At 73.7% G+C, this 12,802-nt stretch carries 11 protein-coding genes; all 11 read left to right on the top strand.

What is annotated here, in order from left to right; translation table 11 throughout:
• Positions 1 to 306: 306 nt before the first annotated feature.
• The 11 genes from ACGFI9_RS36365 (at position 307) to ACGFI9_RS36315 (ending at position 12,787) form a co-directional block, all read left to right on the top strand.
• On the top strand, positions 307 to 1,101 hold the full coding sequence (locus ACGFI9_RS36365; RefSeq protein WP_393185485.1) for an ABC transporter permease: 795 nt from the start codon (positions 307 to 309) through the stop codon (positions 1,099 to 1,101).
• An 11-nt stretch (positions 1,102 to 1,112) separates the two neighbouring features.
• On the top strand, positions 1,113 to 1,922 hold the full coding sequence (locus ACGFI9_RS36360; RefSeq protein ID WP_393185483.1) for an ABC transporter permease: 810 nt from the start codon (positions 1,113 to 1,115) through the stop codon (positions 1,920 to 1,922).
• 62 nt (positions 1,923 to 1,984) lie between these two features.
• Positions 1,985 to 3,001 carry a YihY/virulence factor BrkB family protein gene (locus ACGFI9_RS36355; protein WP_393185481.1) on the top strand — a complete coding sequence of 339 codons (1,017 nt, stop codon included), beginning with the start codon at positions 1,985 to 1,987 and terminating at the stop codon, positions 2,999 to 3,001.
• Between the two features lie 211 nt (positions 3,002 to 3,212).
• Positions 3,213 to 4,391, top strand: coding sequence for an ROK family transcriptional regulator (locus tag ACGFI9_RS36350; RefSeq protein WP_393185479.1), 1,179 nt, complete (start codon positions 3,213 to 3,215; stop codon positions 4,389 to 4,391).
• 116 nt (positions 4,392 to 4,507) lie between these two features.
• A complete protein-coding gene (locus ACGFI9_RS36345) occupies positions 4,508 to 6,070 on the top strand; it encodes a sugar ABC transporter ATP-binding protein (protein WP_393185477.1) in 1,563 nt (520 codons plus the stop codon).
• A 43-nt stretch (positions 6,071 to 6,113) separates the two neighbouring features.
• Positions 6,114 to 7,223, top strand: a complete 1,110-nt coding sequence (locus tag ACGFI9_RS36340) for an ABC transporter permease (RefSeq protein WP_393185475.1) — start codon at positions 6,114 to 6,116, stop codon at positions 7,221 to 7,223.
• A 92-nt stretch (positions 7,224 to 7,315) separates the two neighbouring features.
• Positions 7,316 to 8,368: a substrate-binding domain-containing protein gene (locus ACGFI9_RS36335; protein ID WP_393185473.1), complete on the top strand. Its 1,053-nt coding sequence runs from the start codon at positions 7,316 to 7,318 to the stop codon at positions 8,366 to 8,368.
• Between the two features lie 20 nt (positions 8,369 to 8,388).
• On the top strand, positions 8,389 to 9,594 hold the full coding sequence (locus ACGFI9_RS36330; RefSeq protein WP_393185471.1) for a Gfo/Idh/MocA family protein: 1,206 nt from the start codon (positions 8,389 to 8,391) through the stop codon (positions 9,592 to 9,594).
• A 225-nt stretch (positions 9,595 to 9,819) separates the two neighbouring features.
• Positions 9,820 to 10,968 carry an inositol-3-phosphate synthase gene (locus ACGFI9_RS36325; RefSeq protein WP_393185469.1) on the top strand — a complete coding sequence of 383 codons (1,149 nt, stop codon included), beginning with the start codon at positions 9,820 to 9,822 and terminating at the stop codon, positions 10,966 to 10,968.
• Positions 10,965 to 11,903: an SCO3242 family prenyltransferase gene (locus tag ACGFI9_RS36320; protein WP_393185467.1), complete on the top strand. Its 939-nt coding sequence runs from the start codon at positions 10,965 to 10,967 to the stop codon at positions 11,901 to 11,903. Before ACGFI9_RS36325 ends, ACGFI9_RS36320 begins: the two co-directional genes overlap by 4 nt.
• Entirely contained in the window at positions 11,900 to 12,787 is an 888-nt protein-coding gene (locus ACGFI9_RS36315) for a sugar phosphate isomerase/epimerase family protein (protein ID WP_393185465.1), read from the top strand. The genes ACGFI9_RS36320 and ACGFI9_RS36315 overlap by 4 nt, the downstream gene beginning before the upstream one ends.
• The last annotated feature ends 15 nt before the right edge of the window (positions 12,788 to 12,802 follow it).

Raw genomic sequence — 12,802 nt, 5'->3', positions numbered from 1 at the left:
TTCGTCGACTTTCAGGTGACGGACTGTGACCGATCGCGGTCGACCGTCCGAGGTGGTGTGCGTCGCCGCGCCGGGGGCCCGCGGCCGGCCGGGCGGTGGCTGGCGGTGGTCGGCGAGCCGGACCCGGCGGGGACGCTCGTCGGGTGAACCGGCGGTCCCGGGGGAGAGGCCGTTCCCAACACCGGACCCGGCCCGCCGGGAAAACCGGCACGACGGTCGCCGGGTGCACGTCGTAGGGTGGCCGGCGGCCTGTCGTACCCCGGCGGTAGGAAGGCCGGAGTGGGCGGCGAGCGGGGGTGGTCTGAGGTGAGCGTGGCGGAGCGGGCCGGGCCGGGCGTGGCCCGGGTGCCGGCGCTGGCGGTGCTGGCGCACTACCTGGTCGGCTACCGGCGCACCTGGCGGGCCGGCGTCTTCTCCTCGTTCCTGCTGCCGGTGCTCACCGTGGTCGGGTTCGGCGTCGGCGTCGGGGCGTACGTGGACCAGGGCGTCGGCGGGGTGCCCTACCTGGACTGGCTCGTCCCCGGGCTGATCGCCTCGACCGCGCTCCAGGTCGCGGTCTCCGAGTCGACCTGGCCGGTGCACAGCAACTTCAAGTGGATCAGGACCTACCACGCCCAGGTCGCAGCGCCGCTGCGGATCGGCGACATCGTCGCCGGCCACCTCGCCTTCGTGCTGTTCCGGGTGCTCACCAGCACGGTGGCGTTCCTGCTGGTGACGGCGCTCTTCGGGGCGGTGCGGTCGCCGTGGGCGCTGGCCGTCCCGGCGGTGGTCCTGCTGCTCGGCCTGGCGGTGGCCGCGCCGACCTTCGCGTTCAGCGCCGCCGTGCCCAGCGACAGCTACCTGGCGCTGCTGTTCCGCTTCGCGATCATCCCGATGACCCTCTTCGCCGGGGTGTTCTTCCCGGTGGAGCAGTTGCCGGGCGGTCTGCGCCAGCTCGCGTACCTGACCCCGCTCTGGCACGGCGTGGACCTGTGCCGGGCCGCCACGCTGGGCGTGGCTCCGCAGTGGTCGGTCACCGGTCACCTGCTCTACCTCGTCGCCTGGTCCGTCGCCGGCTGGCTGCTGGCCCGGCGGGTGTTCCGTCGCTCGCTCGTCGTCTAGGGGAGGGTTCCGTGGTCGGTCTCGTCCTGCCCCGGCTGGTCAGCTTCGAGGGGGCGCCGCGCCGCTCCGCGTCGGTGGCCGAGCGCAACCTGACCGCGCTCAGGAGCGCCTACTGGCTGGTGCTGCTCTCCGGCTTCCTTGAGCCGGTGCTCTACCTCTTCTCGATCGGCGTCGGGGTGGGCGCGCTGGTCGGCGACCTCACCCTGCCCAGCGGGCAGGTGGTGTCGTACGCGGCGTTCGTGGCCCCGGCGATGCTGGCCTCGTCGGCGATGAGCGGTGCGCTGTCGGAGACCACCTTCAACTTCTTCGGGAAGATGAAGTACATGAAGCTGTACGACGGGATCATCGCGACCCCGGTGCAGCCGTTCGAGATCGCGCTCGGCGAGCTGGGCTGGGCGATGATCCGGGGCAGCCTCTACTCGGCCGCCTTCCTGGTGATCATGGTGGTGCTGGACCTGACCACCGCGGCCCGGGCGGTCGCCGCCTTCCCGGCCGCGGTGCTGGTCGGCTTCGCCTTCGGCGCGCTCGGCATGACGGTCTCCACCCTGATGCGCAGCTGGCAGGACTTCGACCTGATGGGGTCGGCGCAGTTCACCCTCTTCCTCTTCTCCGGCACGTTCGTGCCGGCCGAGGCGTACCCGGCGGTGCTGCGCTGGGTGGTCGAGCTGACCCCGCTGTACCGGTCGGTGCACCTGATCCGGGGCATCTGCGTGGGCGCGTCCGGCTGGTCCTGGCTGCTGGACGTCGCCTACCTGGTCGTGCTGACCGGCGGGATGCTGGCGCTCGCCTCCCGGCGGATGGGGAGGTTGCTCTACAAGTAGGTGGTTAACCGGCCTGGTCGTCGGGCATCTCGGGAAGCGACACCGACGACGAGGGAGGGGCGATGGCCGCCGACGAGTCTTCCGCCCGGGACGGGCGCGACCGGGACCGGCCGGTCGGGCCGGACGAGGGGCCGGAGAGCCCGACGGAGCTGTCCGGCACCGGGTGGGTGGCGACGCTGAAGCGTACGGTCCGGGAGTTCCAGGAGGACAGCCTGATCGACTGGGCCGCCGCGCTCACCTACTACGGGGTGCTGTCGATCTTCCCGGGCGTGCTGGTGCTCATCTCGGTGCTGGGCCTGCTCGGCGACCGGGCCACCGAGGGCGTCAAGGACACCGTCAACCAGGCGGTGCCGGAGGAGAACATCCAGCGGATCATCGACACCGCGATCGAGCAGGCCGGCAGGTCCGGCGGCCTGGCCAGCCTGGCGGCGGTCATCGGTCTGCTGGCCGCCTTCTGGTCCGCCTCGGGCTACATCGCCGCCTTCATGCGGGCCTCCAACACCATCTACGACGTCCCCGAGGGGCGGCCGATCTGGAAGACCCTCCCGATCCGGCTCGGGGTGACCGCCGTGATCGGCGTGCTGCTGCTGGCCAGCGCCGTGATCGTGGTCTTCACCGGCGGCCTCGCCGAGCAGGCCGGCAACGCGATCGGGCTCGGCTCCACGGCCGTCACCGTCTGGAACATCGCCAAGTGGCCGGTGCTGCTCATCCTGGTCAGCCTGATGTTCGCGATCCTCTACTGGGCCTCGCCGAACGCCCGGCACGGCGGCTTCCGCTGGGTCAGCCCGGGCGGCGTGCTCGCCGTGGTCATCTGGCTGGTCGTCTCCGGCCTCTTCGCCCTGTACGTCGGCAACTTCGGCGCGTACAACAAGACCTACGGCGCGCTGGCCGGCGTGATCATCTTCCTGGTCTGGCTCTGGCTGAGCAACATCGCCATCCTGCTCGGCGCCGAGTTCGACGCGGAGCTGGAGCGCAGCCGGGCGATCGAGGCGGGGCACCCCGCCGGGAAGGAGCCCTACGTCGAGCTGCGCGACGACCGCAAGCTGAGGAAGAAGCGCAACTCGGCCACCCGCCGCTGACCCTCACGCCCCGCTCCGCCCCTGCCGCGCGCCCGCGTGACGGGGGCGGAGTGTTTTTCTAGATCCACTCCTGCTTTTGCTCAGATTGACAAAAGTTTGGACTGGATGTGCCGAAGCTATGGACACGTCGCCCCGAAGCCTCCTACTGTGTCGGACACGACACATCGCCATTGCGTCGATGTGAACGACTCCGATGCGGAGGTGAGTCCCGGTGCGGACGGTGGACCCCCTGCACGTACAGCTCCTGCGACTGCTCCGGGACGAGGGCGCGGTCTCCCGCGCCGAGCTCGGCGACCGGTTGCAGATGCCCCGCCCGCGCCTGCTCGCCGAGCTGGAGCGCCTGGTCGGCCTCGGCTACGTCGCCGAGGCCGGACTGGCGGCCTCCCGGGGCGGCCGGCGGTCCACTCTGGTCGAGCTGAGCCCGCACCTGCGCTTCGCCGCGGTGGACCTGGGCGCCAGCTCGATCGACGTCGAGGTGGTGAACGGCCGGCTGGAACCGGTGGTCGCCTACACCGAGCCGGCCGACATCCGTTCCGGGCCGAAGGTGACCCTCCAGCGGGTCAGCGAGCTGCTGCACAAGGCCAAGGTGGACGGTGCGTACGAGCGGCTCGACGCGGTCGGCATCGGCGTGCCGGGCCCGGTGAGCTTCCGGGACGGGGTGCCGGTGTCCCCGCCGATCATGCCCGGCTGGGACCGCTTCCCGGTCCGCGAGCTGCTCACCCGGGAGCACGGCTGCCCGGCGGTGGTCGACAACGACGTGAACATCATGGCGATCGGCGAGCGGCACGGCGGCGTCGCGCACTCGGTGGACGACTTCCTCTTCATCAAGATCGGCACCGGCATCGGCTGCGGCATCTACCTGAACGGGGAGGTCTACCGGGGGACCGACGGGTGCGCCGGCGACATCGGCCACATCCAGGTCGACCCGAACGGCCCGATGTGCTCCTGCGGGAACCTTGGCTGCCTGGAGGCCGTCTTCAGCGGCGCGGCGCTGGCCCGGGAGGCCACCGCCGCGGCCCGCGCCGAGGTCTCCCCGGCGCTCGCCGAGCGGCTGGCGGCGCGCGGCGCGGTGACCGCGCTGGACGTGGCGCAGGGGGCGGCCGAGGGGGACGTCACCTGCATCCAGCTCATCCGGGACGGTGGCCGGCGGGTCGGCAGTGTGCTGGCCGGCCTGGTCAGCTTCACCAACCCGTCGATGATCGTGATCGGCGGCGGGCTCGCCCAGCTCGGGCACATCCTGCTCGCCGAGATCCGCAGCGTGGTCTACCGCCGCTCGCTGCCGCTGGCCACCGGCAACCTGCCGGTCGTCCTGTCTGAGCTGGGCCCGCGTGCCGGCGTCGCCGGCGCCGCCGTGCTCGCCAGCGACCTGGCATTCGGGGAGGCGTCATGAGCGGGACGCCCACGGACCACGGGGGACCGAGCGGCCCGGGACGGCGCGGGACTGGCAGTGCCGGCCAGGGGGAGCGCGCCGTCCCGGGACCGACCGACCGCAGCGAGGAGGGCGACGTGACGAAGGCGCCGCTGGTGGAGGCCCCCGCCGACACCGTCGCGGGCGAGGTGGTGCTGCGTCTCACCGACGTGGTCAAGACCTTCCCCGGCGTACGCGCGCTGGACGGGGTGCAGCTGGAGGTGCGCGCCGGCGAGGTGCACTGCCTGCTCGGGCAGAACGGCGCCGGCAAGTCCACCCTGATCAAGGTGCTGGCCGGGGTGCACCGGCCGGACTCCGGCGAGGTCGAGTGGCGCGGCCAGCCCGCCGCGTTCGCCAACCCGCAGGCCGCGATGCGGGCCGGGATCGCCACCATCTACCAGGAACTCGACCTGGTCGAGGACCTGTCGGTGGCGGAGAACGCGTTCCTCGGCCACGAGCCGCGCCGGCTCGGCTTCGTCCGCCGCGGCCACATGGCCCGACGTACCCGGCAGATCCTGGCCCGGCTCGGCCACCCGGAGATCCCGCTCGGCCGGCTGGTGCGGCACCTGCCCGCCGCCGGCAAGCAGATCGTCAGCATGGCCCGGGCGCTCTCCCACGAGGCCCGACTGATCATCATGGACGAGCCGAGCGCCGTGCTCGCCCACGACGAGGTCGGCAACCTGTTCCGGATCATCCGGGAGCTCACCGCGCAGGGCATCGCGGTCATCTACATCTCGCACCGGATGGAGGAGATCCGCGAGATCGGCGACCGGGTCACCGTACTCAAGGACGGCCGGACCACCGCGGCGAACCTGCCGGCCCGCGACACCCCGACCCGGGACCTGGTCGCCCGGATGACCGGGCGGACCATCGAGTACGTCTTCCCGGACCGCCCGGCCGAGGACCGCCCCGGCGCGGAGCTGCTGCGGGTCGACGGGCTGACCCGGCACGGCGAGTTCGCCGACGTGTCGCTGACCGTGCGGGCCGGGGAGATCGTCGGCATCGCCGGCCTGGTCGGCTCGGGCCGCTCCGAGCTGCTGGAGACCATCTACGGCGCGCGGCGGGCGCAGGCCGGCACGGTCCGGATGGACGGCCGGACGCTGCGCCCGGGCAGCGTGGGCGCGGCGGTCCGGGCCGGCATGGGGATGGCCCCGGAGGAGCGCAAGAGCCAGGCGCTGCTGCTCGGCGAACCGATCTACCGCAACGTCACCCTGGCCACCTTCGGCCGGTACGCCCGCCTCGGCTTCACCGACGCCGGTCGGGAACGGGCCGAGGCGGACCGGATCGCCGACTCCCTCGAACTGCGGCCCCGGGACGTGCGCCGCCCGGTGCGCACCCTCTCCGGCGGCAACCAGCAGAAGGTGGTGGTCGGCCGGTGGCTGCTCGGGGACACCCGGCTGCTGCTGCTCGACGAGCCGACCCGGGGCGTCGACGTGGGCGCCCGGGCCGAGCTGTACCAGGTCGTCCGGGCGCTCGCCGCCCGGGGCGTCGGGGTGCTGCTGGTCTCCAGCGAGGTGCCCGAGGTGCTCGGCCTGGCCGACCGGGTGCTGGTGATGCGGGAGGGCCGGGTGGTCCGGGAGGCCCCGGCCGGCGAACTCGACGAGAACACCGTGCTCGACCTCGTCATGGCGGGGTCCCTCATGGAAGGCGCGCCGGCATGACCGAGCGATGCGCAGACAGCGACACGTGGACGGAGGCCGCGGCATGACCGACACGACACCCACCGCGACGCCGGAACGGGCGGCGGGGCTGCCGGCCCAGTCGCCGCCGGTCGACCCGGCCGAGACCGCCAAGGCCGACGCGCCGGCCCGGCTCTCCTGGTGGCGCGGCGACGGCGGGGAGGGCGCCAAGCGCAACCTCGGCCTGCTGGCCACCCTGGTGGTGCTGGTCGTCATCGGCGTCCTCACCCGACCCGACCTCTACGGCGACGCGAGCTGGGTGTGGGGCAACACGCTCACCATCCTCAAGCTCGCCTCGGTGGTCGGCGTGGTCACCGTCGGCATGACCTTCGTGATCATCGGCGGCGGCATCGACCTGTCGGTCGGCGCGATCGTGGCGCTCGCCGGGGTCTGGTGCACCACGGTCGCCACCCAGAGCTACGGCGCCGGCGGCATGATCTTCAGCGCGCTGACCGTCGGCCTGGCCGTCGGCGTGGTCAACGGCCTGCTCATCTCGTACGGGCGGCTGGTGCCGTTCATCGCCACGCTGGCCATGATGGTGGCCGCCCGCGGCCTGGCCGCCGAGATCTCCGACAAGCAGACCCAGGTCTCGAACAACCAGTTCATCAACGGCATCGCCAGCACGAACGTGCTCGGCATCCCGCTGCTGGTCTACATCCTCGCCGCGGTGGTGATCGCCGGCTGGGTGCTGCTCAACCGGACCACCTTCGGCCGCCGTACGGTGGCGGTCGGCGGCAACCCGGAGGCGGCCCGGCTCGCCGGCATCAACGTCCGCCGGCACACCCTGCTGCTCTACGGGCTCTCCGGCCTCTGCTGCGGCATCGCCGCGATCATGCTGACCGCGCAGGCCACCTCCGCCCAGGCGGCGATGGCGAACCTCTACGAGCTGGACGCGATCGCCGCCGCGATCATCGGCGGCACGCTGCTCAGCGGCGGGCGGGGCACCATCATCGGGTCCCTGCTCGGGGTGGTCATCTTCTCCACCATCACCAACCTCTTCGCCATCAACGGCCTCTCCACCGAGGCCCAGAACATGGTCAAGGGCGGCATCATCGTCGCCGCCGTCCTCGTCCAGCAGGTGCAGTTCGGCAGTCTCAAGCAGTTCCTCGCCCGTAACCGGGTCACCACCACCTGATCCCACCGCACGACCGGCGGCCACCTCGACAGCGACGGTGGCCGGGCCCAGCACACCCTTTTTCACCCCACCACCTCATCCAGGAGGCCGTCATGACAACGCAGGGTCGCGACCTGTCGCGCCGCCGGCTGCTCTTCGGCGGGGCCGCGCTCGGCGCCGGCGCACTGCTCACCGCGTGCACCAGCAACGAGCAGACCCCCACCGCCGCGCAGACCAAGGCGGCGGCGACCGGCGGCAACAGCGAGCCGGGCAAGAAGGTGACCATCGGCTTCTCCGCCCCGGCCGCCGACCACGGCTGGATCGCCGCCATCACCAACAACGCCAAGGCGCAGGCCGGGGCGTACTCGGACGTGGAGCTCAAGTCGGTGGAGGCCGGCGCGGACGCGGCGGCCCAGCGCGCGGCGCTGTCCACCCTGCTCTCCCAGAAGCCCGACGTGATCGTGCTGCTGCCGCACGACGGCAAGGAGCTCAACGCCTTCGGCCTGGAGGCGATGAAGGCCGGCATCCCGGTGGTCAACCTGGACCGGGCCTTCCCCGACGCGCGGGCCTACCGGCTCCAGATCAAGGGCGACAACTACGGCATGGGCGTGGCCGCCGCCACCTACATCGCCGAGCAGCTCAAGGCCAAGGGCGTCAGCAACCCGGTGATCGGGGAGATTCCTGGCATCGACTCGCTGGAGCTGACCCAGGAACGCTCCAAGGGCTTCGCCGACACCCTCGCCTCGTACGGGCTGAAGGTGGCCAACCGCCGCCCGGCCGAGTTCACCGCCGACTCGGGGCAGCAGGCCGCCACCGGCCTGTTCCAGGCGCTGCCCAAGATCGACGCGCTCTGGAACCACGACGACGACCAGGGCATCGGGGTCCTCGCCGCGGTCAACCAGGCCAACCGCAAGGAGTTCTTCATGGTCGGCGGCGCCGGCTCGAAGAAGGCCATGGAGGACATCCAGGCCGACAACACCGTCCTGAAGGCGACCGTCACCTACAGCCCGTCGATGGCCTCCTCGGCCATCTCGCTGGCCCGGCTCATCGGCCAGAACAAGGGCATGTCCGACCTGGTGGAGCTCCAGGTTCCGAAGGAGATCGTGCTCGCCTCCGAGACGATCACCAAGGAGAACGCGAGCAACTACCTGAAGCTCGGGTTCTGACACACGGGGGGAGACCCACCTTGTCCACTCACGACAACCTCCTGCGGGTCGGCATGGTCGGCTACGCGTTCATGGGCGCCGCGCACTCCCAGGCGTGGCGCACCGTGAACCGGGTGTACGACCTGCCGGCGCGGGTCCGGATGGCGCTCATCTGCGGCCGGGACGGCGGGAAGGTGGCCGAGGCCGCCGACCGGCTCGGCTGGGAGGGGCACACCACGGACTGGCGCCGGCTGGTCGAGTCCGACGAGATCGACGTGGTCGACATCTGCACACCGGGGGACAGCCACTGCGAGATCGCCATCGCCGCCCTGGCCGCCGGCAAGCACGTGCTCTGCGAGAAGCCCCTCGCCAACACGGTGGCGGAGGCCCGGGAGATGGCGGCCGCGGCCGCCCGCGCCCGGACAGCCGGAGTACGCGCGATGTGCGGGTTCAACTACCGGCGAGTGCCCGCAGTCACGATGATGCGGCAGCTCGTGGCCGACGGGCGGCTCGGCGAGATCCGGCACGTCCGGGCGGTGTACCTGCAGGATTGGATCGTCGATCCGCAGTTCCCGCTGGTCTGGCGGTTGCAGAAGGACAAGGCGGGCTCCGGCGCGCTGGGTGACATCGGTGCGCACATCATCGACCTCACCCAGTACGTCACCGGACAGCTGATCACCGGGGTCAGCGCGGCGACCGAGACCTTCGTCAAGGAACGGCCGTTGCCGGCCGGGTCGAGCGGCCTGGCCGCGCAGGCCGACGGCAACGGCCGGGCGATGGGCCAGGTCACCGTGGACGACGCGGCGGTCTTCGTGGCCCGGCTCGACGGCGGCGCGCTCGCCACGTACGAGGCGAGCCGGTTCGCCACCGGCCGCAAGAACGCCCTCCGGGTGGAGATCAACGGATCGCTCGGCTCGGTGGTGTTCGACCTGGAACGCCTCAACGAACTGGAGTTCTACGACGCCACCCGGCCGGCCGCCGAACAGGGCTTCACCCGGATCCTGGTGACCGAGGCGGAGCACCCGTACATGTCGGCCTGGTGGCCGCCCGGCCACATCATCGGCTACGAGCACTCCTTCACCCACGAGATGCGCGACTTCGTCGAGGCGGTCGCCACCGGCACCGACCCGACGCCGTCGTTCGCCGACGCGTTGCAGGTCCAGCTCGTGCTGGACGCGGTGGTCCGCTCCGCCGAACTGGCCGCGTGGACGGAGGTGGAGCCGACGCTGGCCGAACTGGCCGCCTGACCCGGCGCGGCGCCCCCGGCGCCGCCCGACCAGCCTCCCGGAGTCGACCGGCGAGGGCCCGCCGTGGTTGCGCCCCACGGCGGGGACGAGGTCGACCGCTCCGGGATGCGTGCCGCCGGAAGCCTCCGGACGGCACGAACCAGCACGGCCGTCCGGTGCGGCCGGACCGGGATTCCCCGGCCGCACCGGCCGACCGGCCCGACGAGGACCTGGGGAGGAAGCACGATGCGTACGGGTGTCTGGCTGGTGGGAGCGCGTGGCTCGGTCGCGACCACCAGCATCGTCGGGGCGCTGGCCCTGCGGGCCGGGCTCACCGGCCCGACCGGCTGCGTCACCGAGCTGCCGGAGCTGCGCGGGCCGGCCCTGCCCGCCTTCACCGACCTCGTCCTGGGCGGCCACGACGTGGTCGCCACCCCGCTGGCCAAACGGGCCGAGACGCTCGCCGCCGCCGGGGTGCTGCCCGGGCGGCTGGTCGACGCCCTCGCGGGTGAGCTGGCCGCCGTCGAGGAGGCGCTGCGGCCCGCCCCGACCGGCGGCACCCAGGCCGACCGGATCGACGCCGTGGCCCGCGACCTGACCGCGTTCCGGAGCCGGCACGGGCTGGACCGGGTGGTGGTGGTCAACGTCTCCGCCACCGAACCGGCCCCCGCCGCGCACCCGGCCCACCACGACCTCGCCGCGCTGCGGGACGCGCTGGCCGGCCCCGCCGACGTGCTGCCGCCCAGCTCGGCGTACGCGTACGCGGCGTTCACCGCCGGCTGCCCGTACGTCGACTTCACCCCGTCCACCGGCGCGCGGCTGCCGGCCCTGGCGGCGCTCGCCGCCGAGCGCGACCTGCCGTACGCGGGGCACGACGGCAAGACCGGGGAGACCCTGATCAAGTCGGTGCTCGCGCCGATGTTCGCGATGCGACACCTGGCCGTGCGCACCTGGTCCGGGGTGAACCTGCTCGGCGGCGGGGACGGCGCCACGCTCGCCGAACCGGCCGCGAACGCCGCCAAGGTGGCCAGCAAGCAGCGGGTGCTCGGGGAGACCCTCGGCTACGTCCCGCAGGGCGACACCCGGATCGACCACGTCGCGGAGCTGGGCGACTTCAAGACCGCCTGGGACCTGGTCACCTTCGCCGGCTTCCTCGGCACCGGGATGCGGATGGAGTTCACCTGGCACGGCTGCGACTCCGCGCTGGCCGCGCCGCTGGTGCTCGACCTGGCCCGGCTCACCGCCGCCGCGCACGCCGCCGGCCGGACCGGGCCGCTGGCCGAGCTGGCCTTCTTCTTCAAGGACGGGATCGACGCGCCCACCCACGCGCTGGCCGAGCAGTGGACCCTGCTCCGGGAGTTCGTCGCCGCCCTGCACGCCGGGGCGGCCCGATGAGCCGCCTCGCCGACCTCGCCGAGCTGGTCCGGGCGCCCGCCGCGCTCTCCGTACCCGGGGACGTGCTGGCCGGCGCGGCGGCGGCCGGCACGCTGGACCGGCGTACGCCCGCGCTGGCCGGAGCGTCGGTGCTGCTCTACTGGGCCGGCATGGCCGGCAACGACTGGGCCGACCGGCGGCTGGACGCCGTCGAGCGCCCCGAGCGGCCGATCCCGTCCGGCCGGGTCCGCCCGGCCGCCGCGCTCGGCCTCGCCGCCGGCCTGACCGCCGCCGGGGTCGCCCTCGCCACCGCCGCCGGCGGCCGCCGCGCCGCCGCCGTGGCGGTCCCGCTCGCCGCCGCCATCTGGGGGTACGACCTGCTGGCCAAGGACACCGCGGCCGGCCCGGCCGTGATGGCCGCCTGCCGGGGCCTGGACGTCCTGCTCGGCGCGAGCCCCGGGCCGGGTGGGTCCGGCCGGGGCACCGGTTCGGGCCGGTCGCGCCGTTCCGGCCGGAGCGTGGCGCGGACCGCCGGGCGGGCGGTCCCGGCCGGGCGCGGGCTGCTCCGGGCGGTGCCGGCGGCGCTGACCGTGGCCGCGCACACCTGGACCGTCACCGCGCTGTCCCGGCGCGAGGTCTCCGGCGCGGACCGGCGGTTGCCGCAGGCAACCCTGGCCGGCACCGCCCTGGTGGCGGCCACCGCGCTCGGCCGCGCCGACCCGGTCCCGATGGCGCTCGCCGCCGGCTACGCCACCCGCTACGGGGGCGCCCAGGCCCGGGTGCTCGCCGACCCGTCGCCGCCCCGGGTGCGTGCCGCCGTCGGCGCGGGCATCACCGGGCTGCCCGCGTTGCAGGGCGCGCTGACCGCCCGGGCCGGCGCCCGGCTGCTCGGCCTCGCCGTCGCCGCCGCCGCGCCGCTCGGCCGCCGCCTGGCCCGACTGATCTCGCCCACATGACCGGCTCGCCGCCTCCCGGACCGGACCGGCCGCCGCTCAGCCCGGCCGCCCTCCGCTTCGGGTACGGCACCAACGGCTTCGCCAACCACCGGCTCACCGACGCGCTCGCGGTCCTGGCCGACCTCGGCTACCACGGCGTCGCGCTCACCCTGGACCACGACCACCTGGACCCGTTCGCCCCCGGGCTGGCCCGCCGGGTCGCCGCCGTCGCCGGCCGGCTGAGCGCCCTCGGCCTCGGGGTGGTGGTCGAGACCGGGGCCCGCTACCTGCTCGACCCGTGGCACAAGCACGCCCCGACACTGCTGCACGACGACCCCGCCCTACGCATCGAGTTCCTCCGCCGGGCCGTCCGGATCGGCGCGGACCTGGGCGCCGAGGCGGTCTCCTTCTGGGCCGGCGTACGCCCGCCGGAGGTGCCGGCGGACGTTGCCCGCGACCGCCTGGTCGCCGGTTGCGCCACGGTGTGCGCCGCGGCGGAGGCGGCCGGCGTGCCGCTCGGCTTCGAGCCGGAGCCGGGGATGCTGGTCGAGGACATCGCCGGCTGGCGGTGGCTGCGGGACGCGCTCGGCGCGCCGCCGGCGTTCGGGATCACCCTCGACATCGGGCACTGCCGCTGCCTGGAGCCGGCACCGGTGCCCGACTGCGTGGCGGCGGTCGCCGCCCACCTGGTCAACGTGCAGATCGACGACATGCGCCGGGGCGTGCACGAGCATCTGGAGTTCGGCACCGGCGAGATCGACTTCCCGCCGGTGCTGCGCGCCCTCGCCGACGCCGGCTACCGCGGGCTGGTGGCGGTGGAACTGCCCCGGCACTCGCACGCCGCGCCCACCGTCGCCGCCCGCTCACTCGACTTCCTGCGCACCGCCGCCAAAGGCGGTGGCTGACCACCTGCCACCCGG

The sequence above is a fragment of the Micromonospora sp. NPDC048930 genome (genome assembly GCF_043197935.1).
Taxonomy (GTDB): Bacteria; Actinomycetota; Actinomycetes; order Mycobacteriales; family Micromonosporaceae; genus Micromonospora.
The sequence above is the reverse complement of the archived record's forward strand: the minus strand, read 5'-3'. Positions and strand labels throughout refer to the sequence as shown.

Bases quoted from the DNA above. Each gene is read 5' to 3' on its own strand.
- ACGFI9_RS36335 (WP_393185473.1), top strand. From the start codon at position 7,316: ATGACAACGCAGGGTCGCGACCTGTCGCGCCGCCGGCTGCTCTTCGGC.
- ACGFI9_RS36325 (WP_393185469.1), top strand. From the start codon at position 9,820: ATGCGTACGGGTGTCTGGCTGGTGGGAGCGCGTGGCTCGGTCGCGACC.
- ACGFI9_RS36320 (WP_393185467.1), top strand. From the start codon at position 10,965: ATGAGCCGCCTCGCCGACCTCGCCGAGCTGGTCCGGGCGCCCGCCGCG.
- ACGFI9_RS36315 (WP_393185465.1), top strand. From the start codon at position 11,900: ATGACCGGCTCGCCGCCTCCCGGACCGGACCGGCCGCCGCTCAGCCCG.
- ACGFI9_RS36355 (WP_393185481.1), top strand. From the start codon at position 1,985: ATGGCCGCCGACGAGTCTTCCGCCCGGGACGGGCGCGACCGGGACCGG.
- ACGFI9_RS36340 (WP_393185475.1), top strand. From the start codon at position 6,114: ATGACCGACACGACACCCACCGCGACGCCGGAACGGGCGGCGGGGCTG.